Below are 19,172 nucleotides of genomic sequence, written 5' to 3'. Positions count from 1 at the left end.
CTCTTGGGAAACCGGCCGTCTGATGATGTTTCAATTCTTGTCGAGGTTTGGGATCGGCGACAGCCAGCGCCCGCGCATCGCTTTCATCTGGGCCGTGACCGGTACCGTCTGCCTTGCCATCATTGCCGGCTTCATGGCCCTCGCGCTCTATCTTCCGGGCGCCATGATGGCCGGAGCGCGGGAGATGACCGCCGCCAGCGGCGTATCCATGGCGCACAATATCGCAACGGTACGCAACTTCTATTCGTCGGCCGTCGTCGCCAAGGCAAAACCCTTCCTGACCCCGAAAGTCGACCACGCAACCGATCCGCACGGCATTCCGTTGCCGGCGACCTTCGTCCTGGACGTCTCCGCGCTCCTGTCCGGCGGCGGGGTCGAGGTCTCCATGACCAGCCCGTATCCCTGGCCGAACCGGGCAGGGCGCACGCTCGACGATTTCGAGAAGATGGCCTGGGACAGTTTCCAGACGAATCCCGATGTGCCGGTGATCCGCGAGGAGACGGTCGACGGAAAGCGCTACGTCCGGACCGCGATTGCCGACCGCCTGACGGCCGAAGCCTGCGTGGCATGCCACAACACCCAGTCGAACTCGCCGAAGACCGGCTGGAAGCTCGGCGATGTACGCGGCATTCTGGAAGTCTCGCGCATGATCGAGCCGAGCCTCGCCGCTGCCGAGAACAAGGCGAAGGTCATCCTGCAGATCGTCGGTCTCGCGGCGCTCGCCAGCATCCTGGTGATCATGACCATCGCCTTCTTCTTCCATCGGCGGCTGATCGAAAACGCCGAGGTGCGCAAGCACATGGAGCTGCTGGTGCATCACGATCCGCTCACCGGTCTCCTGAAGCGCCAGAGTGTACTCGATCTGATGCAGGAGATGGCGAAGGACAAGGCCGGCGGCCTCTCGGCGCTGCATTTCATCGGCATCGACCGGACCGGAGAGCTCAACGGATCCTACGGACGGCCCTCCGGCGATCTGCTCATTCGCGCGGTTGCCGACCGGTTGAAGGCGATTGCCGGCAAGGATGCCCTGGTCGGCCGCGGCGACGGAGACGAATTCATCATCGTCCAGCCCGGAGCCGCAGCGCTGGAACGCGCGCAGGCTTTCGCCGCCGGCGTCGTCGAGGCGTTTGCCACGCCGATCACGGCCGGACGCGAACAGGTCACGGTTTCCGTCAGCGTCGGCGTCGCCCTCAGCCATGGCGGAGAGATGGCCCGCGACGGTTTGCTGCAGCGCGCCGACATCGCTCTTAGGGATGCAAAATCCGGCGGCGGCAATTGCTACCGGCTGTTCCAGCCGCAGATGCTCGCGCAGCTCAAGCGCCGTCGCGATCTCAAGGGCATGATCGAGCGCGCCATCAGCCAGGACGGCTTCGAGCTGCATTTCCAGCCGGTACACAATGCGCAGTCCGGCAACATCGAAGGCTTCGAGGCACTTCTGCGTCTGATGGACGGGGAAGGGGGCCTCGTGCCGCCGTCGCAGTTCGTTCACCTCGCCGAGGAAAACGGGCTGATCCGCGAAATCGGCGCCTGGGTCGTCCGCAAGGCCTGCTTCTTTGCGGCCAACCTGCCCGACGATCTGTTCGTTGCCGTCAATCTGTCGCCGATGCAGTTCTCCACCGGCGGCCGCAAGGGCCAGATGGCGATCAGCGAGATCGTCCGCGAGGCGCTGGACCAATCCGGACTGGCGCCGTCGCGCTTCGAGCTCGAGATCACCGAGAGCGTGTTCCTGGAGCGGTCGGAAGAAACGGTCGCCGAGATCATGGCCTTGCACGACCTCGGCGTTTCGCTCGCCATGGACGACTTCGGCACCGGCTATTCGAGCCTCAGCTATCTGTGGAACCTGCCGTTCGACAAGGTCAAGATCGATCGCTCCTTCGTCCTCGGCTGGTCGGAGAACACCGCCCAGGTTGCGCCGATCATCGAGACCATCGCAGCACTCTGTCGCACGCTCGGCCTGCGTGTGACGGTCGAGGGCATCGAAAGCGAGAAGCAGGCCGAGTTCTTCCGCTCGGTCGGCTGCAACCAGTTCCAGGGCTATTACTTCGCGCAACCGATGCCGGAAGGCGAGGTTCCGTCCTCGCTGCTCGCCAACTTCATGCGGCAGTCCGAGATCGCCGGTCCTAACATCGATTTCGAACACCCCGGCACAACCCTCGGCACCGCCTGAATTCCCCCTCCGTCTGCTCCGCCATCAGCGGGCTTGATGCACTCATCAGCGTCGCCCGCGGCGGCGTGCGCATTCGGCAACGCCTCCGGACGGCCGCGCCGCTCCCATGAAAATCGGCAGGCTTTTCCGCTTGACCGCCGCCGCCGACTGTCCTTCAGTCCAGCCTTTGAAAATGAAGGAGGCAGCCGATGGCAGTCGATACGTCCGCCAAAACGACAACCTGGACCTATGTGGATGGCGAGTGGCTTGCCGGCAATCCGCCGCTGATCGGCCCCGTTTCGCATGCCGCATGGCTGGGCTCGACCGTGTTCGACGGCGCCCGCTGGTTCGACGGGATCGCCCCGGATCTCGACCTGCACTGCCAGCGCATCAACCGTTCGGCCACCGCCATGGGCATGAAGCCGACACTGACGGCAGAGGAGATCGAGGCGCTCGCCTGGGAAGGGCTGAAGCGGTTTTCCGGCGACGTCGCCGTCTACATCAAGCCGATGTACTGGGCGGAGCATGGCCTTCCTGGCAATGTCGTCGCCCCGGACGGGCGCTCGACGCGATTCGCGCTCTGCCTGTTCGAGGCGCCGATGAACACCGCCAAACCGGTGACGCTGACCGTCTCGCCCTTCCGCCGTCCGACGCCGGAATGCGCCATGACCGACGCCAAGGCCGGCTGCCTCTACCCCAACAACGGTCGCATGATCATGGAGGCGAAGTCGCGCGGCTTCGACAATGCGCTGGCGCTCGACATGAACGGCAATGTCGCCGAAACCGCATCCTCCAACATCTTCATGGTCCGCGACGGCGTCGTCTTCACGCCTGCCGCCAACCGCACCTTCCTCGCCGGCATCACCCGCGCTCGCGTCATCGCGCTTCTGCGCCAGTCCGGCTTCGACGTCATGGAAACGACGCTCTCGGTTCAGGATTTCCTCGCTGCCGACGAAGTGTTCATGACCGGCAACTATTCCAAGGTGATGCCCGTCAGCCGACTCGATGGCCGCGACTACCAGGAAGGTCCGGTCACCCGCAAGGCATTGGAACTTTATATGGAGTGGGCGCATTCCTCTGTAGATGCCTGAGCGCGGAGAAAAGCGTCGTCACCGACGAAAATCCTGTCGCCAAATGGTTCCAATTGCGATGCAACCGCACTATGTTCCGCTCGGGTTTGCATCTTGGCTGCAATCAACAAGATTAAGGAGAGACCGCTATGGCCTTTGAACTTCCGCCCCTCCCGTATGACTACGACGCGCTCGCCCCCTTCATGTCGCGCGAAACGCTCGAATTCCACCACGACAAGCACCACAACGCCTATGTCACGACCGGCAACAAGCTGGCCGAAGAAGCCGGCATGGGTGGCCTGTCCGTCGAGGAAGTCGTCAAGAAGTCCTACGGCAACAACCAGCCGCTCTTTAACAATGCCGCTCAGCACTACAACCACGTCCATTTCTGGAAGTGGATGAAGAAGGGTGGCGGCGGCAACAAGCTGCCGGGCAAGCTGGAATCCGCCTTCGCCTCCGATCTCGGCGGCTTCGACAAGTTCAAGGCGGACTTCATCGCCGCCGGCGTCGGCCAGTTCGGTTCTGGCTGGGCCTGGGTTGCCGTCAAGGATGGCAAGCTCCAGATCATGAAGACCCCGAACGGCGAAAACCCGCTGGTTCACGGCGCGTCCCCGATCCTCGGCGTCGACGTCTGGGAACACTCCTACTACATCGACTACCGCAACCTGCGTCCGAAGTACCTGGAAGCCTTCGTCGACAGCCTGATCAACTGGGACTACGTCCTGGAAATGTACGAAGCCGCCGCCTGATTTTAAGCGACGCATCGCACGATGTTGAAAGCCCCGGTCTAGGCCGGGGCTTTTTTCATGCCCGGCCATCACATGTCCTTCAAATCTTTGTGACTTCATTCGGTCATGCAAATTCGGCAATGATGCCGATGGCTGGATAAACAGGTCGGCCTCACGCCGACCGAAAACCATGGAGAGAGCCTGATGAAGTTTGCGAAGATCTGTCTTGCCGCCGGTCTGTTGGCCGGCGCGACCGCCGTGATCGCCGTTGCTGCCGACGAGCCGCAGGTGCTGCGCCAGGAAATGATGAAGAAGAACGGCGCGGCCATCGGTGCGCTCGTGGCGATTGCCAAGGGTGAAAAGCCCTACGACGCGGAGAAGGTGAAGGCCTCTCTCACCTCGCTCTCCGAAGACTCCAAGAAATTCCCGGACTATTTCCCGGAGGGCACGGAAACCGGCTTCAAGACCGAAGCCTCGCCGGCGATCTGGGCCAACATGGATGACTTCAAGGCGCTGTCGATGAAGCTCGCCACCGATGCCGACACGCTGCTGGCCGAACTGCCGGCAGATCAGGCCGCCGTCGGTGCCGCGGTCAAGACGCTCGGCGCTGATTGCGGCGCTTGCCACCAGAAATACCGCCTGAAGAACTGAGCGGCCTCATTCGAACTCGGAAGGGTCCGGTCAAAATGCCGGCCCTTGCTGTCCGCCGTTCCTGACAAGGGCGGCGGACCAGGAAGACGACAGGAGATATGATGGCGGGTCGGCTGACGAAAGTTCTGGTGTCGCTGGTAGGGCTCGGCATGGTCGGCGCCAGCGCATTCCTCTACGTGACGGCGCCCGATCCGCTGCCTGACAGCCATTGGCAGGGTCTCGGCCCCGCCGATCCGGCCAACGGCGAACTGGTCTTCTGGGAAGGCGGTTGCGCCTCCTGTCATGCCGCGCCGGGCGCCAAGGACGACGCGAAGCTGGTCTTGGCGGGCGGTCTCGCCATCAAGAGCGATTTCGGCACCTTCCATGCGCCCAACATCTCGCCCGATCCGGATGCCGGCATCGGCAAATGGACGCTCGCCGACTTCGGCAACGCCATCAAGCGTGGCGTCGGGCCGGGCGGCGAGCATCTCTACCCGTCCTTTCCCTACGGCTCCTACGCCCGTATGAGCGACAAGGACGTCAACGACCTCTGGGCCTACATGCAGACCCTGCCGCCAAGCGACAACCGTCCGCCGCCGCACGATCTGCCGTTCCCCTTCAACATCCGGCTTGCCGTCGGCGGCTGGAAATTCCTCTATGTCAGCCATCAGCCCCGCGTGGCGCTCGACAACCCGTCCGATCAGGTCAAGCGCGGCCAGTACATCGTTGAAGGGCCGGGCCATTGCGGCGAATGCCACACACCGCGCGATGCGCTCGGCGGCTTCAAGCCCGGCGAATGGCTGGCCGGCGCCAAGAACCCGGATGGCGAGGGCATGATCCCGAACATCACCCCGGGTTCGAAGGACATCGGCTCCTGGAGCGAGTCGGACATCGTCGAATACCTGACCTCCGGCTTCACTCCGGATTTCGATTCGGTTGGCGGATCGATGCTCGAGGTCCAGCAGAACATGGCGAAGCTCCCTGCCTCCGACCGCGAAGCGATCGCCGCCTACCTGAAGGCCATTCCGGCGATGTGAGGTTGGCGAGTTTGGAGAGTTCATGCGGATTGCTGTCCAATATCGTCAAATGACCTTGAAGTTTTGTAGTTTTAAAACTACATTTGCTCATGGTCGAGCTGAAGCAAACGGAAACCTTCCGGAAATGGTGGACGAAGCTGAAGGACGAGCGCGCCCGAGGCGCGATCTTCGCCCGGCTTGACCGCCTGGCTTACGGTCATGCCGGCGATGTCGAGCCGGTCGGCGACGGCGTATCCGAATTGCGGATCCACTATGGTCCCGGCTACCGGGTATATTTCCAGAAGCACGGCAACACGCTCGTCATCCTGCTTTGTGGCGGCGACAAGAGCACGCAGGGCAGGGATATCCGGACGGCAAAGCGTCTGGCGAAGGAATGGAGTGAAGAACATGGCTGAAAAACTGACCCCCTTTGATCCCGCCGAAGGCCTGACGTCGGGCGAGGCGATTGCCGGCTTCATGGCGGAGGCCTTCGCATCGGAAGACGCTGGCTATATCGCCCACGCGCTCGGCGTCGTCGCCCGTGCGAAGGGCATGACGCAGATCGCCAATGAAACAGGATTGTCTCGCGAACAGCTCTACCGCTCCTTCAGCGAGAACGGCAATCCAACGCTGAAGACAACCTTGGCGGTGATGAAGGCGCTCGGCATCGAGTTGACCGCCAAGCCGCTGGAACGGCGATCGGAACCGGCGTGAGCTGTTATGACGAAGTGAACACGGCATGAGCGCTGCATCCGACGAGGCGGAGGCTGCCATCCTGCGGCTTCAGGCGAAATTTTCAGGGCGTCGGGATCCGATGGCGGCCTGGGTGACTGATACGCTGGCCGCGCTCGAGAAGCGCTTGGAAGCTGTTACGGACGAAAGCCAGAAGGCCGAGGCGCGGCGGGCGGGGCTCGCCTTCATTCGCGCGACGCTGGAGGAATGGGCGAAGAAACCGCCGCATTCCTCCGGGTAGCGAAGGATGCTTGAGGGGAGGCCTGGCCCCTCATCCCTGATTCAGGCCAGCGCCTGATGGTAGCGCATGCCGGTGACCGGGCGCGGCACGAAATCGAGATGCTGGTAGAAGCGGTGGGCGCTGATGTTGCCGGTGGCGGCGGAAACCGAGAGGTAGTCGCAGCCGGCGGCTTTCGCATGGGCGCGGGCGTTTGCGACCAGGTGCTCGCCGATGCCGTGGCCGCGGTGGCCGTCGCGCACGAAGAGGTGATGCAGTTCCATGCCGCGCTTGCCTTCCTGCGCCCTGTAGAGCGGCACGAGGATGGCGTAGCCGATCAGGCCTTCGCTGCCGGCGTCGGCGACGAGGGCGGTGATCCAGGGCGTGGCGGAGAAGAGGTCGCGTTCCAGCTGTTCGGTGGTCATCGCCGCGACGTCGCCGTGATGGGCGGCGAGTGCGGCGATCATCTCGGCAAGCGACGGCAGGTCGCGCAGCTTCGCCAGGCGGATATTGACCACCGGCGGACGATCCAGGCTGATTTCGGTATCTTCAGGCATTTCAAGCATCCTTCTGGTTTCTTTGCCGTCAGGGTGCTTGGAGTTCGTCTAGAAACAAAAGCCGCCCTGAACCGGCGGCCTTGTTTGAATGAGATCAAGCGGGCCGCACCTTAGAGGTACAGCCAAAAATACTTCTGAGCGTGGGTCACGGTCTTGATCATGGACGTCTGTTTCTTCCAAAACTCCGGCCTTGTCAATCGGAATTTTGTCGGCGCCGTTTCCCGTCGGACGATCGGCGGCGCCGTCTCCAATATCGTTATCACGGGCAGGCCCTAGAGCTTGCCCGCCGCCTTGATCGCGAAGGCATATTCGAGCGCGATTTCTTCCAGCCGCTGGAAGCGGCCGGACGCGCCGCCATGCCCAGCGCCCATGTTCGTCTTCAGAAGGATCGGCGCGTCGCCGGTGGTCTTCTCGCGCAGGAGCGCCACCCATTTCGCCGGTTCCCAATAGGTCACCCGCGGATCGGTGAGGCCGGCCAGCGCCAGGATCGGCGGGTAGGGCAGGCCCGCGACGTTGTCGTAGGGCGAATAGGAGATGATGTAGTCGTAGGCTTCGCGCGATGTGATCGGATTGCCCCATTCCGGCCATTCCGGCGGGGTCAGCGGCAGCGTGTCATCGAGCATGGTGTTCAGCACGTCGACGAACGGCACGGCGGCGACGAAGCCGCCGAATTTCTCCGGTGCCATGTTGGCGACAGCGCCCATCAGCATGCCGCCGGCCGAGCCGCCTTGGGCGATGATCTTGCCGTAATGGGTAAAGCCTTCCGCCACCAGATGGTCGGCGGCGGCGATGAAGTCGCGGAACGTGTTCAGCTTGTTCAGCATCTTGCCGTTCTCGTACCAGGCGAAGCCCTTGTCCTTGCCGCCGCGGATATGGGCGATGGCGTAGACGAAGCCGCGGTCGGCAAGCGACAGGCAATTGGTGTTGAACGAGGCGGGGATGGAAATGCCGTAGGAGCCGTAGCCGTAGAGCAGGCACGGCGCGGAGCCGTCGATCGGCGTGTCCTTGCGATAGAGCAGGCTGACCGGCACCAGTTCGCCGTCTTCGGCGGGGGCCATCACCCGGCGCGTCACATAGTCGTCCGGGCTGTGGCCCGACGGCACTTCCTGCGTCTTCAGCAGCGTGCGCTCGCGCGTCACCATGTTGTAGTCGTAAAGCTGGCCCGGCGTCGTCATCGACGAGTAGGAAAAACGGATGACGTCGGTGTCGTATTCGGCCGCACCCTGCAGGCCGAGCGAATAGGCTTCCTCGGCAAAGGCGATCGCGTGCTCCTCGCCGCTCTTGCGGTCGCGGATGATGATCTGCGGCAGGCCGTTATTGCGCTCCAGCCAGACGAGATGGCGGGCATAGGCCGCATGCGAGAGGATCAGTCGGCCCGGCTTGTGGGCGACGACCTCGCGCCAGTTGTCGCGGCCCGGCGCCGTCACCGGGGCTTCCATGATCTTGAAGTCCTTGGCGCCGTCGGCATTCGTCAGGATGTAGAAGACGTCGCCGCCCTCGCACATCGAGTATTCGATGCCGGTCTCGCGCCTGGCCACCAGCTGCGGCTCGGCCGTCAGGTTCGAGGTCGACAGCAGGCGGTATTCGCTCGTCTCGTGGTCGTGGATGTCGATGAAGATGAAATCGTCGAGCAGCGAGCCGCCGACGCCCATGAAGAAGCCGGGATCGGTCTCCTCGTAGACCAGCCGGTCCTCGGACTGCGGCGTGCCGAGGATGTGGTGGAAGATCTTCGAGGGGCGATGGTTGTCGTCGAGTTCGGTGTAGAAGAAGCTCTTGCCGTCCGGCGCCCAGGCACCGCCGCCGCCGGAGTTGTCGATCACGTCGGCTAGGTCCTCGCCGGTCGAAAGATCGCGCACCTTCAGCGTGAAATATTCCGAGCCCTTGTCGTCATAGCCCCAGATGCCGAGCGCATGGTCGGACGAATGGTCGAGGCCGGCGAGCTTGAAATAGGCCTTGCCCTCGGCTTCCTTGTCACCGTCCAGCAGCACGTCGCGCTCGCCGCCGTCGCGCGGAACGCGGAAATAGCGGGGCTGCTCGCCGCCGGTAACGAAGAAGGTGCCGTAGGCATAGGGGCCGTCCGGCACGGGGACGGACGAATCATCTTCCTTGATCCGGCCGCGCATCTCGGCAAACAGCACCTTCTGCAGCGCTTCCGTATCGGCCATCGCCGCCTTCATGTAGGCGTTCTCGGCCTCCAGGTGGCGGCGGATGTCGTCATCGAGGATCGAGGGATCCTTGAACATCGCCTGCCAGTTGTCGGCTCTCAGCCATGCATAGTTGTCGGTCCGGGCGATCCCGTGGCGAATGTCTTCGGTCGGACGCTTCTGGGCGCGCGGAGCGTCGGGCAAATTCTTGAAAATCGTCACTTATGGGGTCTTTCGCATAGCGTTTTGAGCGGTACGAGAGATAGGCCCAATGCTGTCCGGCATCAAGCGGGAAACGGCGGTGGGAAAGCCTGCATTGTCCCAGGGTTGACAAATTTTTGCCGGATTGCGCGCCCACCTCCTGCGGGCCTTGAAATTTTGACGTGGCGGCGTTGAAATCAGCGGCCTATAGACGACGACAAGAAACGGCAAAAGCAGAGCCGGCCACCGATGCCGGCCCACGGGGATGTGATCAATGCGCAGATTTTCCGGATATCTTGCCTGGGCGGCGGCAGTCCCAGCCCTTCTTTGCGGGCAGCTTTCGGCGGCCCATGCCGGCTCCACGCCCACCGTGCAGGTGGAAAAGCAGCTGAACCGGCTGGCGCCCGAGGAGGAACTCGAGCAGCGCTGCGACATCGAGGCGATGAACCGCATCGACAAGGACAACGGCAAGTTCGACCCCGACAAGGTGATCGCCTATGCCTTCGGTCCGACGCAGGTCAACGGCACCACCATCAAGGCCAAGGGCGCCGTCTTCCGCTCGCACGAACACTGGTACCGGCTGAGCTACACCTGTGAGACGGGGGCGAAGCGGCTCACTGTCGAGAAGTTCGACTACAAGATCGGCTCCGAAGTGCCCCGCGACCAGTGGGATTCGCACTATCTCTACGATTGACGGCGGGCAGGGCTAAGTGTGGGGTCTTCTTGGTCAGACGAGGGCTCTGCTTTTAAGCCTCGGGTAAGGCAAATTCCTTGCCACGGGCTCGATAAGACATTGTGGCTAGGCGTTCGGTTTCATCCCATCCCGAAGTGTAGCAGGTGTCGGGAGTGAGATAGACTGTTGCTACGCCCACATGGCCGTTGCCTTATCGCGATGAGTCATCATTTGACCAGGCAAGCTCACCTAGCGACTGAATATGTACAGGCGCTCGATCCGGGAATTTAACCACCAGATCGAGTTCTCCCCCCATGGCTTCCACATAGCTGCGGAGCGTCGAGAGCAATATGTCGGACCGCTTTTCGATGCGCGAAACGTTATCCTGGGTAACGCCTAAAATGTCGGCCAGCCGGGCTTGCGTCATCTCGCGCGCTTTGCGCAACTCCTGCAGCGTCTTGTATTCGCCAATTAGCTGTTCTGTGCGTGCTTTCGCCTTTTCAAGCTGAGCGGCGCTGAGGTGTCTCCTGAAAACGTCATCGGCAGGGCGGGACATCACGAACTTCCTTTCATTTCATTCAGGTGATCCTGGAAACGCTTGTCAGCCTTCTGCAGCAATTGTTTGTAGAAGCGCTTCTCGCTTGTTCCTGATTTATCTCCGCCAACCAGCAGAATGGCGTTGCGGTCAGGATCGAACGCAAAAGCAACTCGCCACACGCCATCATTTGCCTTGAAACGCAGTTCCTTCATGTTGGCGTGTTTTGACCCTTTGAGCGTATCTGCGTGCGGGCGGCCAAGCTGCGGACCGAATTCCTTGAGCAAGCCGACCATAGCCGCCAACTCGATCTTCGTGTCATCGGGCCAGCCGGCAAACTCGTCCTCGAATTCGTCGTGAAAATCGACACGCCAGATCATTCCGAAAATATGCACCTTAGTGCATATGATTTCAAGTGCATATTTGCGCGTCAATTTGGGTAGGCGAGGGCCGGCGGCAATGCCGTGCCGACCCCGGTCGCGTCAGTCGAAGGTGACCGCCTTCAGCTTGTCGATGCCGAGCGCCTGCAGCGCCAGGCGTTCGTAGAACGGTTCGGCCTTGCCGAGGCGGATCTTGTAGAGGAAGTATTTCTCGAACCCGATCTTGGCGGCGTGCACCCATTTGCCCTGCGACGACCAGTTGACGTTGCGCGGCGGGATTTGCGGTTGTGCCACGAAGGCGATGCCCCCGTCGCCGAAATCGGCGAGGCAGACGGCGTTCCACGTCCCTTGCGCATTCGGCTCCTCGCCGGCGACCAGCCGGGCGATGTTCTTCGCCGTCGCTGTCACCATGGATTCGATCATGAAGCCGGTCTTCGGCACGCCGACGGGAACCGCCGTCTTGCCGGTCGGCGGGATGGCCACGCAGACGCCGATCGAGAAGACATTCTTGAAGGTCGGGTTCTGCTGGTGCTTGTCGGCAAGGATGAAGCCGCGCGGATTGGTGAGCCCCTCGATGCCGCGCACCGCCTCGACGCCGCGAAAGGCCGGCAGCATCATCGAGAATTCGTGCGGCAGTTCGTGCACGGCCTTCTGGCTGCCGTCGTCGTTGAGTTCCTCCACGGTCATCACGCCGGCCTCCACCTTCTGCACCTTGGCATTGGTGATCCACTTGATGTGCCGGTTGCGCAGGGCGCTTTCCAGAAGCCCCTTGGTGTCGCCGACACCGTCGAGGCCGAGATGGCCGATATAGGGCTCCGACGTCACGAAGGTCATCGGCACGCGGTCGCGCACCTTGGCGTCGCGCAGTGCCTTTTCCAGGATGAAGGCAAACTCGTAGGCCGGCCCGAAGCAGGACGCGCCTTGCACCGCGCCGATGATCACCGGTCCGGGCTTCTTCACCAGCGCGTCGAACGCGTCCTTCGCGCCGAGCGCATGATCGACCTGGCAGATGGATTGCGTGTGCCCGTCGGGACCGAGGCCGGGGATCTCGTCGAAGGCAAGTTCCGGGCCGGTGGCGATCACCAGATAGTCGTAGGAAAGCGACGAGCCGTCATTCAGCTCGATGCGGTTTTCGTCTGGATGCAGTCGCTTGGCGCCTTCCGGACGAAGGGTGATCTCCCGCTTGGCAAAGGCCGGCACCAAATCGACCTCCACCGATTGCCGATCGCGCCAGCCGACCGCCACCCAGGGGTTCGATGGCACGAAGGAATAGGTCGATCCCTTGTTGACCACGGTAATTTGATGCGTCTTGCCCAGCACGTCCCTCAGCTCGTAAGCCATGATCGTGCCGCCCAGACCGGCTCCCAACACTACGACATGCGCCATTTCTGTCTCCTCCGCGAATAGCCACACGACGCCGGGTCATCCGGCGCTCCTCAATACATATAAATAATCATATTTATGAATACAACAAGCCTGCCCGCCTGATCCGTTGACCGTTGTATTAGCGGCCCGCAGTGACGGCTTTCGGGATCATCATGGGACCAGGCGGGGCCGCTGTTCTTGATCTTGATCAATGCGGCGACCATGGCGAAGGGCAAAGCTTTGCCTATATCTTAAACAGCAGCCCAATTCAGGGAGGTGAGCCATGTACAAGACAATCATCGTTCCGGTCGACGTCGGAGCCCTCGACAAGGGAGAGCGCATCCTCACGAAGGCCTCGACACTGCTTGACGACGGCGGCGAGATCATTCTGGTCAATGTGGTAGAGGAGGTGCCCGGCTATCTGGCGATCGACCTGCCGACTGACCTCATCGAGAAGGCCGGCAAGGAGGCGATGGACCGTCTGACGGGCCTGAAACAGAAGACCGGCGTCAATGCCCGGACCTTCATCCGCCGGGGACCGGCCGCGCGCGAAATCATAGCGCTTGCAAATGAACACAATGCCGATCTTATCATAGTCGCATCGCACAAGCCCGATCTGTCCAACTATCTGATCGGCGCGACGGCCGACCGCGTTGTCCGGCATTCCAAATGCTCGGTTCTGGTCGACCGCTAACGGGAGGAATCGAAATCCGATGACCATCAGTGACAAGTACGAACCGATCCTGCGAGCGCGCCGCGAGGAAATCAACGCGCGCCTGCAGAAGATCGACATCGATCTCGGCAAGCAGCGCCCCGCCGACAGCGAGGAACGAGCGACCGAGAGCGAGAACGACGAGGTGCTGGAGGAATTCGGCAGCACGGGTCAGGCGGAGCTGAAGGCGATCGACGCGGCGCTGTCGCGCATCTCCGCCGGCACCTTCGGAACCTGCGTGAAATGCGGCGATCCGATTTCGCCCGAGCGCCTTGAGGCGGTTCCCTATACGCCGTTCTGCAAGACCTGCGCAGCGGCGCTCTGAGGCAAGCATCGGCCGTCCCGCCAGCGGGACGGCTTCACAATGTCGCGCAGGCCGTCTCTTTTTTTGATCGGAGCGCCCTTGCATGTGTCAGGCCGCGATGTCACCTTCAACGGGACATCGCGAGGACTGTGCATGGCCGAATTCAAGGGTATTCCTTGGCCTTATGACAAGATGGAGATCATTGCGGACGCCATCGTCCACGGCGTCGGCATTGTGCTGGCGCTGGTGGGTGCCACGGCGCTGATTTTCTACGCCACGGTCTGGGCCAGCGGCAGCGATCTCGCCGCAGCTTGGATCTACGGCATCGGCCTGGTGCTGACACTCTCCGTCTCGTTCACCTACAATATCTGGCCGGTTTCTCGCACCAAGTGGATCCTGCGCCGCTTCGACCATTCCTCGATCTTCATCCTGATCGCCGCCACCTACACGCCGTTCCTGCAGCGCGGTGCCAGCGACCCCTACATCTTCTCCGTGCTGATCGGCATGTGGATCTTCGCCATCGGCGGCATCGTGCTCAAATGCGCCTTTCCCGGCCGCTTCGATCGCCTCGCGATCGCGCTCTATCTCGGCATGGGCTGGGCCGGCGTCATGGTCGCGGGACCGATCGCCAACCACATCCCCTTCGCCTCGCTGCTCTTGATCGTCATCGGCGGCATCATCTATTCGCTCGGCGTGATTTTCCACGTCTGGGAAAAGCTGCGCTTCCAGAATGCCATCTGGCACGGCTTCGTGGTCACGGCGGCGGCGGTGCATTACTCGGCCGTGGTTGCCTGTCTTTCGGTGCAGCCGATAGTGTGATCCTGTCCGGCCCCGAGCCCATCTGATTCCCGGAGCGACCGCCTTGAGCGACCCTTTGACCATTCGAGACGCCGTCGAGGCGGATCTTGCCGCCATTCGCGACATCTACAATCACGCCGTCGAGCACACCACCGCGATCTGGAACGAGGTGATCGTCGACCTCGACAACCGCAAAGCATGGTTCGACGCCCGCCTGAAGCAGGGTTATCCCGTCCTGGCGGCCGAGCGCGGGGGCAGGGTGGTCGGATACGCTTCCTATGGCGACTGGCGCGCCTTCGACGGCTACCGCCACACGGTCGAGCATTCGGTCTATGTCGACAAGGACGCCCGCGGCGGCGGCATCGGCCAGGCGCTGATGGTGGCGCTGATCAATCGCGCCACGGCACAGGGCAAGCATGTGATGATCGCCGCGATCGAGGCGGAAAATCGTGCCTCCATCTGCCTGCACGAGAAGCTGGGCTTCCGCGGCGTCGGGCGGTTTACCGAAGTCGGCCAGAAATTCGGCCGCTGGCTCGATCTCTACTGCATGGAAAAGGTTCTTTAGCGCTTTGGTCGCCGCAAGGCTTCAGGGCCTTGGACCGCCGCACTGCGCCTGAGAGGCGCGGCGGCGATGTGGGCGCGGCCGCTGGGGCCAGGCGTTACGATTCGCGGCGTTCCAGCGGAAAGGACGGCGCGTCGTAGAGCATCCGGATCTGCCGGTCGACGAAGCGTGTTTCGTTGACTTCCAGCACTGAGCCGCGCAACTGCGAGCCGGGCATCTCTTCGATGGCGAAGCGCACGGCTTCGGCAGCCGTGTCGAAACGGCGATAGCGCAGGCCGCTGCTGCCACGCATCTTTTTGCCGGCGTAAAGTCCGGCAGCGGTCATGTAGTTGAATTCAGCCACGTTATGGGTCCTGTATAGTTCTTGGTAGGGGTGGAGATCAGGCCGTGCCGGCCTTCGGTCTTGCATTCAGGCGCAGCTGCCGTTCGGTCACGCGCAGTTCGCGTTTCCTGAGCACCTGGCGCTGGCGAAGGGCCTGCAGCTTTTCAGTGTTGGAGCCCTTGTCGGCGACGGGTGGAAGGAAAAGCTCCTCGGCCGCCCGTCGCGGTGTGTACTGTGTCATGTATCTGTCCTTGTGAATTCTTGTGAACGATTGCCCGGTCCGGGCAAAGCCCCCGCGCATGGCCATTGGCCGGCGCGACGCCCCGATAATCGGTTCGGGCAATCGGTTGATCTGGCCGCAAATGCGGCCCTTGCGTTACGATTTTCCCATCGAACGCGTCATGTTGCTGGTCGCAGCTTTGACCTGCGATCCCTGCTGCGGCGCGGCGGCCTTGACCGCCTTGTCCTTCTTCGGCTTGCGCACTTCGCGATTGCTGCGAACTTGGCCCTTTGCCATGGTCTTCTCCTTTGACGTAGAGCCGCGTTGGTCCGGGCGGCTTGCCCGGTGAAATCTTCTGATGCCGGCGGAAGGCGCGTGCCGTCCGCTCGGGCGATGTCAGGGGGTAATGGTCGGCAGCGCCTTGGGCGCGACCGGATAATCCCTGTGGTAGATCGTGACGCCCCGAATGGTCAGGACGGCGGTGATCTTGCGGGCGATGTCCTTGCTCGCTTCCGCGATCGGATCGGCGGCGCAATGGACGGCCCGGCGCAGGCCGGCATGCTGGAACGCAGCGCCGCCGGTGCGGCCGGAAAACAGACGGGTCTTTACCATAACAGGCCTCCTGCCGACATGTAGACAATGGCGGCGATGCTCAGAAACGCGACAAGCATGCCCGTGGTACGGGCATAAAGGATGTCATGGAAATGCTGAGAGACGGAAGACATGCTGTCCTCCTGTATTTGGGGCGAAGGTCGTGACCCCTCAGTCGGAGGCGCCCGTTTCAAGTGCCGCCGATGACAGATCATGCACTTAAATTATGGTCTTAACAAGCCCTGACCGGTCTGCCATCGGCGCGTCGGCCCATAAAAGCGGACGCTTATGGCCTGATGGCAAGCCAGATGACATGCCGCGCCCCGCCGCGCTTGGCGTTGGCGCGGACATTGACGGCGGAGGCCGAAAAGCCGCCCTGCTGCAGACGGCGGGTAAAGGCCGCGTCCGGTCCCGACGACCAGACCGCCAGCACGCCGCCGGGCCTCAGGGCCGCGCGCGCTGCATTCAGTCCGCCGTGATCGTAGAGCCGGTCGTTCGACGTCCGCGTCAGCCCGTCGGGCCCATTGTCGACGTCGAGCAGGATGGCATCGAAACCGTCGGCGGAGCGGCGGATCAGTTCGCCGACGTCGCCTTCGTGGATGCTGACGCGCGGATCGTCGAGGCAGCCGTCAAACACCTCCGCCATCGGCCCTCGGGCCCAGGCGACGACGGCCGGCACCAGCTCGGCAACGGTCACCTCGGCGTCATCGGGGAGGACGGCCAGCGCCGCGCGCAGCGTGAAACCCATGCCGAGCCCGCCGATCAGGATCTTCGCCTTCGGCCGGCCCTTGATCTTCTCCCAGGAAAGCGTCGCCAGCGCCTCTTCCGAGCCGCTCAGCCGGCTGTTCATCAGCTCGTTGGCGCCGAGCATGATCGAGAATTCGCGGCCGCGCTGCTTTAAGCGCAATTCGCCGCCGTCACCGGGTATCTTCGCCTGATCGAGCTGAATCCAGGGCAGCATGGCCGAACCTCGCATTGAAAAACGGGTACGCCCGGCGAGGGCGCAAAAAGGACGGCCGGCGTGGTCTCGCGGCAGCCGCCTGACGTCAATCAGCAGCCCGACCCCGTTCTAAATTTAACGGCGGTCGCGTCCCGACGCGGCTTGTGACAGAGCCAAACGCATTCGTCCAGTTCTTTGGTGGCGTCAGGCAACGTCGGTTATCCTCAGCCGGGACGATTCGTCGACCGTCAGGCTGATGCAGCCACGGTTCCGGCGGGCAACGCGAACCGGCAGTTGCTTTTGGGCCAGCCTCCTTTCGAGAAGGATCAGGCGCGCTTCCAGATTGTCCTTGTCGGCGGGCAGCAACAGCGATTGCTGGCGCCTGACGTCGCGGTTGAAGAACTCCGTCGTGCCGTTCTCGGCATAGGCGCAGAGGAAGTGGCGAAGCAGGCGGCCGGCCACACCGCGTATGACATATTCATCGTTGACGAACAGCGCGCCGTCGCGCCGGTGACAGCACACATGCAGCTGCCGGCGGCTCCTGCGCGGCCTGTCGGCATGGAGTGCTCTTTCAAGCCATCGCCGCACGCGGCCAAGCGGCAGAGTGTTCCAAAGGTCTATTTCGTTCAGCGTCATGATTGGCACCTTGTTCCGCAATTTTTCCTGTCTGGCTTCCGGAGTGGTGGTTGCGATCCGCGTCGGTGCTCTCGCAACCACCACAGTTCCCGTCAGTGTCTCCGTCAGTCGATCGGTGGTCCAACGAATTCGATGCCGTTGCGATTGCACAGCATGGCGAGTTTCTGCTGGTCCTCCGTCGTCAGTGGCGCCTGGGGTGGCATGCCCGGATGCTTTGCCGGCACGGAGAATGCGCGCACCATGGCTTCGAAGTTTCCGTTGGTGACCGTCAGGAAGCGCGCCCGGGGGGACAGCACCTTGAGGGCGTGTCGTTTGCCGCCGGGAACATGCAGGGACTGGCCGGCGACATGTTCGACGATGTCGCCCTCCATCATGAACCGGACCTGGCCCTCCAGCATGTAGAAGGTTTCGTCTTCGGTGTGGTGGACGTGTGGCGGCACGAAGAATCCGCCGAGCATGTCGTGCTCGATGATCGAGACGCCGGCGGCACTCTCGGACTGGGCGAGCAGGATTTTCAGATATGCGTTCATGAACCAACGGCCGTTCTCGGACATGGTGATAACCTTTGCTGATGGCGCCCGCGCAAGGCGGAACGCGCTGATGTGATTGGGGAAAGTCCGGCTTGCTGCGGTCCGGTCCGCTTCCTCCGATGCCGGCCGTCATCGTTGGAATGTGTATTTTCTAGTCAAATTCGCCGCCGATGATAAGATCGATTATCGCGCATCACTGTTTGGATAAATGGACATGAAGACACTCGATCCCTTTGCCGGCATCGCCGCCTTCCTCAACGTCGCGCAAAGTCTCAGCTTCTCGCAGGCGGCAGAGGACCTCGATATGTCCAGGGCGACCGTCAGCGCGCAGATCCAGGCTCTGGAGAAGCGGCTCGGTACCCGACTGCTCCAGCGCACCACGCGCGCAGTCACGTTGACAGAGGCCGGCGCAGCCTATCGCGATGCATTGCAGGGTGTCCTGCCGCAGATCCGCGAAGCCGAACGCGCCGCCGGGTCCTTCCAGCACGAAGCGGTCGGTCGCATGCGCATATCGGCAGCGCCGGATCTCGGGCCGGATCATATCGTTCCGGCCATTGCCGAATTCCTCAAGCTCAATCCCGGCCTGTCGATCGACCTCGACCTGTCGCTTGACGTCGTCAATCTGATTGAAGGCAATTTCGATCTCGCCATCCGTGGAACGGTGTCGGTGGAGCCCAACATAATCACCCGCCAGATCGGCGCTTCACCGATGATCGCCTGCGCATCGCCGGCCTATCTGGAACGCTTCGGCGCGCCGGAAAGACCCGACGATCTGATCCGGCACGCCTGTCTGAATTTTTCGAGATTGCGCTGGGGCAGGGTCTGGCAGTTCCATAAGGGTGAGGCAAGTCTGCGCGTGCCGCTGCTGCCGAAGATGGAGTGCAATGACAGCCGCAGCCTCGTCGTCGCGGCCGTTGCCGGCGCCGGCATCATGCTGGCCCCGGCCTTTGTCGTCGGCCCGCAAATCCGTTCGGGCAGGCTTGTCCCCGTCCTGCAGGACTGGTCGGTGGCGACGATACCGATTCACGCGGTCTATCCCGCCAACCGCCATATCGCCATGAAGGTGAAAAGCTTCGTGTCCTTCCTCGTGGAACATCTTGCCGGTCATCCGGACCTCAACTGAAATTTCCCGCCCAGCCGCGGACAGTCCGATACAAATGCCT

At 62.4% G+C, this 19,172-nt stretch carries 26 protein-coding genes; 14 read left to right on the top strand and 12 right to left on the bottom strand.

The window, feature by feature from the left end; all coding sequences use genetic code 11:
• Positions 1–37: 37 nt before the first annotated feature.
• From ACU5AZ_RS05015 to ACU5AZ_RS04980, 8 genes are all read left to right on the top strand, one after another.
• Positions 38–2,167 (top strand): EAL domain-containing protein, encoded by a 2,130-nt coding sequence (locus ACU5AZ_RS05015; protein WP_446824930.1) that lies wholly within the window; start codon positions 38–40, stop codon positions 2,165–2,167.
• 188 nt (positions 2,168–2,355) lie between these two features.
• A complete protein-coding gene (locus ACU5AZ_RS05010) occupies positions 2,356–3,237 on the top strand; it encodes a branched-chain amino acid aminotransferase (protein WP_446824929.1) in 882 nt (293 codons plus the stop codon).
• 128 nt (positions 3,238–3,365) lie between these two features.
• Entirely contained in the window at positions 3,366–3,965 is a 600-nt protein-coding gene (locus ACU5AZ_RS05005) for a superoxide dismutase (RefSeq protein WP_446824928.1), read from the top strand.
• Positions 3,966–4,148: 183 nt separating this feature from the next.
• Positions 4,149–4,595 (top strand): c-type cytochrome, encoded by a 447-nt coding sequence (locus tag ACU5AZ_RS05000; protein ID WP_446824927.1) that lies wholly within the window; start codon positions 4,149–4,151, stop codon positions 4,593–4,595.
• Positions 4,596–4,696: 101 nt separating this feature from the next.
• A complete protein-coding gene (locus ACU5AZ_RS04995; RefSeq protein ID WP_446824926.1) occupies positions 4,697–5,611 on the top strand; it encodes a c-type cytochrome in 915 nt (304 codons plus the stop codon).
• 89 nt (positions 5,612–5,700) lie between these two features.
• The gene (locus ACU5AZ_RS04990) at positions 5,701–6,006 is read left to right on the top strand and encodes a type II toxin-antitoxin system RelE/ParE family toxin (RefSeq protein WP_446824925.1); all 306 of its coding nucleotides are present in this window, start codon (positions 5,701–5,703) and stop codon (positions 6,004–6,006) included.
• On the top strand, positions 5,999–6,304 hold the full coding sequence (locus ACU5AZ_RS04985; RefSeq protein ID WP_446824924.1) for an addiction module antidote protein: 306 nt from the start codon (positions 5,999–6,001) through the stop codon (positions 6,302–6,304). The genes ACU5AZ_RS04990 and ACU5AZ_RS04985 overlap by 8 nt, the downstream gene beginning before the upstream one ends.
• Before the next feature lie 25 nt (positions 6,305–6,329).
• Entirely contained in the window at positions 6,330–6,563 is a 234-nt protein-coding gene (locus ACU5AZ_RS04980; RefSeq protein ID WP_446824923.1) for a hypothetical protein, read from the top strand.
• 41 nt (positions 6,564–6,604) lie between these two features.
• Here the strand turns inward: ACU5AZ_RS04980 and ACU5AZ_RS04975 are convergent, their stop codons facing one another.
• Together ACU5AZ_RS04975 and ACU5AZ_RS04970 are read right to left on the bottom strand one after the other, a co-directional pair.
• On the bottom strand, positions 6,605–7,105 hold the full coding sequence (locus tag ACU5AZ_RS04975; RefSeq protein WP_446824922.1) for an N-acetyltransferase family protein: 501 nt from the start codon (positions 7,103–7,105) through the stop codon (positions 6,605–6,607).
• Positions 7,106–7,368: 263 nt separating this feature from the next.
• On the bottom strand, positions 7,369–9,462 hold the full coding sequence (locus ACU5AZ_RS04970) for a S9 family peptidase (RefSeq protein ID WP_446824921.1): 2,094 nt from the start codon (positions 9,460–9,462) through the stop codon (positions 7,369–7,371).
• 253 nt (positions 9,463–9,715) lie between these two features.
• Here ACU5AZ_RS04970 and ACU5AZ_RS04965 point away from each other — a divergent pair, with 253 nt between their 5' ends.
• Positions 9,716–10,135 (top strand): DUF930 domain-containing protein, encoded by a 420-nt coding sequence (locus ACU5AZ_RS04965; protein WP_446824920.1) that lies wholly within the window; start codon positions 9,716–9,718, stop codon positions 10,133–10,135.
• A 190-nt stretch (positions 10,136–10,325) separates the two neighbouring features.
• On the opposite strand, the gene ACU5AZ_RS04960 is transcribed toward ACU5AZ_RS04965, so the two are convergent.
• The 3 genes from ACU5AZ_RS04960 to ACU5AZ_RS04950 all read right to left on the bottom strand — a co-directional run bounded on the left by ACU5AZ_RS04960 (position 10,326) and on the right by ACU5AZ_RS04950 (position 12,415).
• Positions 10,326–10,670, bottom strand: coding sequence for a helix-turn-helix domain-containing protein (locus ACU5AZ_RS04960; protein ID WP_446824919.1), 345 nt, complete (start codon positions 10,668–10,670; stop codon positions 10,326–10,328).
• Positions 10,670–11,029, bottom strand: a complete 360-nt coding sequence (locus ACU5AZ_RS04955) for a type II toxin-antitoxin system RelE/ParE family toxin (protein WP_446824918.1) — start codon at positions 11,027–11,029, stop codon at positions 10,670–10,672. The genes ACU5AZ_RS04960 and ACU5AZ_RS04955 overlap by 1 nt, the downstream gene beginning before the upstream one ends.
• 102 nt (positions 11,030–11,131) lie before the next feature.
• Positions 11,132–12,415: an NAD(P)/FAD-dependent oxidoreductase gene (locus ACU5AZ_RS04950; protein WP_446824917.1), complete on the bottom strand. Its 1,284-nt coding sequence runs from the start codon at positions 12,413–12,415 to the stop codon at positions 11,132–11,134.
• Positions 12,416–12,677: 262 nt separating this feature from the next.
• Here ACU5AZ_RS04950 and ACU5AZ_RS04945 point away from each other — a divergent pair, with 262 nt between their 5' ends.
• From ACU5AZ_RS04945 to ACU5AZ_RS04930, 4 genes are all read left to right on the top strand, one after another.
• Positions 12,678–13,088: a universal stress protein gene (locus ACU5AZ_RS04945; protein WP_446824916.1), complete on the top strand. Its 411-nt coding sequence runs from the start codon at positions 12,678–12,680 to the stop codon at positions 13,086–13,088.
• A 19-nt stretch (positions 13,089–13,107) separates the two neighbouring features.
• Positions 13,108–13,431 carry a TraR/DksA family transcriptional regulator gene (locus ACU5AZ_RS04940; protein WP_446824915.1) on the top strand — a complete coding sequence of 108 codons (324 nt, stop codon included), beginning with the start codon at positions 13,108–13,110 and terminating at the stop codon, positions 13,429–13,431.
• A 132-nt stretch (positions 13,432–13,563) separates the two neighbouring features.
• Complete coding sequence (gene trhA / locus ACU5AZ_RS04935; protein WP_446824914.1) at positions 13,564–14,229, top strand: PAQR family membrane homeostasis protein TrhA; 666 nt, start codon at positions 13,564–13,566, stop codon at positions 14,227–14,229.
• A gap of 43 nt (positions 14,230–14,272) precedes the next feature.
• Positions 14,273–14,773 (top strand): N-acetyltransferase family protein, encoded by a 501-nt coding sequence (locus ACU5AZ_RS04930; protein ID WP_446824913.1) that lies wholly within the window; start codon positions 14,273–14,275, stop codon positions 14,771–14,773.
• Between the two features lie 94 nt (positions 14,774–14,867).
• Here ACU5AZ_RS04930 and ACU5AZ_RS04925 read toward each other — a convergent pair whose 3' ends face one another.
• The 7 genes from ACU5AZ_RS04925 to ACU5AZ_RS04895 all read right to left on the bottom strand — a co-directional run bounded on the left by ACU5AZ_RS04925 (position 14,868) and on the right by ACU5AZ_RS04895 (position 18,033).
• Positions 14,868–15,113 carry a hypothetical protein gene (locus ACU5AZ_RS04925; RefSeq protein ID WP_446824912.1) on the bottom strand — a complete coding sequence of 82 codons (246 nt, stop codon included), beginning with the start codon at positions 15,111–15,113 and terminating at the stop codon, positions 14,868–14,870.
• Between the two features lie 37 nt (positions 15,114–15,150).
• Positions 15,151–15,333, bottom strand: coding sequence for a hypothetical protein (locus ACU5AZ_RS04920; protein WP_446824911.1), 183 nt, complete (start codon positions 15,331–15,333; stop codon positions 15,151–15,153).
• A 135-nt stretch (positions 15,334–15,468) separates the two neighbouring features.
• Positions 15,469–15,609 (bottom strand): hypothetical protein, encoded by a 141-nt coding sequence (locus ACU5AZ_RS04915; RefSeq protein WP_446824910.1) that lies wholly within the window; start codon positions 15,607–15,609, stop codon positions 15,469–15,471.
• A gap of 99 nt (positions 15,610–15,708) precedes the next feature.
• A complete protein-coding gene (locus tag ACU5AZ_RS04910) occupies positions 15,709–15,924 on the bottom strand; it encodes a hypothetical protein (RefSeq protein WP_446824909.1) in 216 nt (71 codons plus the stop codon).
• Between the two features lie 265 nt (positions 15,925–16,189).
• Positions 16,190–16,864: a spermidine synthase gene (locus ACU5AZ_RS04905; RefSeq protein ID WP_446824908.1), complete on the bottom strand. Its 675-nt coding sequence runs from the start codon at positions 16,862–16,864 to the stop codon at positions 16,190–16,192.
• Positions 16,865–17,047: 183 nt separating this feature from the next.
• Positions 17,048–17,479 carry a hypothetical protein gene (locus ACU5AZ_RS04900; protein ID WP_446824907.1) on the bottom strand — a complete coding sequence of 144 codons (432 nt, stop codon included), beginning with the start codon at positions 17,477–17,479 and terminating at the stop codon, positions 17,048–17,050.
• Positions 17,480–17,583: 104 nt separating this feature from the next.
• A complete protein-coding gene (locus ACU5AZ_RS04895) occupies positions 17,584–18,033 on the bottom strand; it encodes a cupin domain-containing protein (RefSeq protein ID WP_446824906.1) in 450 nt (149 codons plus the stop codon).
• 190 nt (positions 18,034–18,223) lie between these two features.
• Between ACU5AZ_RS04895 and ACU5AZ_RS04890 the strand changes: the two genes are divergently transcribed.
• Positions 18,224–19,132, top strand: a complete 909-nt coding sequence (locus ACU5AZ_RS04890) for a LysR substrate-binding domain-containing protein (protein ID WP_446824905.1) — start codon at positions 18,224–18,226, stop codon at positions 19,130–19,132.
• Positions 19,133–19,172 lie beyond the last annotated feature (40 nt).

This window comes from Rhizobium sp. PAMB 3182 (assembly GCF_052908355.1).
Note: the sequence above shows the minus strand (reverse complement) of the source record. Positions and strands in the feature narration are given on the sequence as shown.

Bases quoted from the DNA above. Each gene is read 5' to 3' on its own strand.
- ACU5AZ_RS05010 (WP_446824929.1), top strand. From the start codon at position 2,356: ATGGCAGTCGATACGTCCGCCAAAACGACAACCTGGACCTATGTGGAT.
- ACU5AZ_RS05005 (WP_446824928.1), top strand. From the start codon at position 3,366: ATGGCCTTTGAACTTCCGCCCCTCCCGTATGACTACGACGCGCTCGCC.
- ACU5AZ_RS05000 (WP_446824927.1), top strand. From the start codon at position 4,149: ATGAAGTTTGCGAAGATCTGTCTTGCCGCCGGTCTGTTGGCCGGCGCG.
- ACU5AZ_RS04995 (WP_446824926.1), top strand. From the start codon at position 4,697: ATGGCGGGTCGGCTGACGAAAGTTCTGGTGTCGCTGGTAGGGCTCGGC.
- ACU5AZ_RS04990 (WP_446824925.1), top strand. From the start codon at position 5,701: ATGGTCGAGCTGAAGCAAACGGAAACCTTCCGGAAATGGTGGACGAAG.
- ACU5AZ_RS04985 (WP_446824924.1), top strand. From the start codon at position 5,999: ATGGCTGAAAAACTGACCCCCTTTGATCCCGCCGAAGGCCTGACGTCG.
- ACU5AZ_RS04980 (WP_446824923.1), top strand. From the start codon at position 6,330: ATGAGCGCTGCATCCGACGAGGCGGAGGCTGCCATCCTGCGGCTTCAG.
- ACU5AZ_RS04975 (WP_446824922.1), bottom strand. From the start codon at position 7,105: ATGCTTGAAATGCCTGAAGATACCGAAATCAGCCTGGATCGTCCGCCG.
- ACU5AZ_RS04965 (WP_446824920.1), top strand. From the start codon at position 9,716: ATGCGCAGATTTTCCGGATATCTTGCCTGGGCGGCGGCAGTCCCAGCC.
- ACU5AZ_RS04960 (WP_446824919.1), bottom strand. From the start codon at position 10,670: ATGTCCCGCCCTGCCGATGACGTTTTCAGGAGACACCTCAGCGCCGCT.
- ACU5AZ_RS04955 (WP_446824918.1), bottom strand. From the start codon at position 11,029: ATGATCTGGCGTGTCGATTTTCACGACGAATTCGAGGACGAGTTTGCC.
- ACU5AZ_RS04950 (WP_446824917.1), bottom strand. From the start codon at position 12,415: ATGGCGCATGTCGTAGTGTTGGGAGCCGGTCTGGGCGGCACGATCATG.
- ACU5AZ_RS04945 (WP_446824916.1), top strand. From the start codon at position 12,678: ATGTACAAGACAATCATCGTTCCGGTCGACGTCGGAGCCCTCGACAAG.
- ACU5AZ_RS04940 (WP_446824915.1), top strand. From the start codon at position 13,108: ATGACCATCAGTGACAAGTACGAACCGATCCTGCGAGCGCGCCGCGAG.
- trhA (WP_446824914.1), top strand. From the start codon at position 13,564: ATGGCCGAATTCAAGGGTATTCCTTGGCCTTATGACAAGATGGAGATC.
- ACU5AZ_RS04920 (WP_446824911.1), bottom strand. From the start codon at position 15,333: ATGACACAGTACACACCGCGACGGGCGGCCGAGGAGCTTTTCCTTCCA.
- ACU5AZ_RS04915 (WP_446824910.1), bottom strand. From the start codon at position 15,609: ATGGCAAAGGGCCAAGTTCGCAGCAATCGCGAAGTGCGCAAGCCGAAG.
- ACU5AZ_RS04910 (WP_446824909.1), bottom strand. From the start codon at position 15,924: ATGGTAAAGACCCGTCTGTTTTCCGGCCGCACCGGCGGCGCTGCGTTC.
- ACU5AZ_RS04905 (WP_446824908.1), bottom strand. From the start codon at position 16,864: ATGCTGCCCTGGATTCAGCTCGATCAGGCGAAGATACCCGGTGACGGC.
- ACU5AZ_RS04900 (WP_446824907.1), bottom strand. From the start codon at position 17,479: ATGACGCTGAACGAAATAGACCTTTGGAACACTCTGCCGCTTGGCCGC.
- ACU5AZ_RS04895 (WP_446824906.1), bottom strand. From the start codon at position 18,033: ATGTCCGAGAACGGCCGTTGGTTCATGAACGCATATCTGAAAATCCTG.
- ACU5AZ_RS04890 (WP_446824905.1), top strand. From the start codon at position 18,224: ATGAAGACACTCGATCCCTTTGCCGGCATCGCCGCCTTCCTCAACGTC.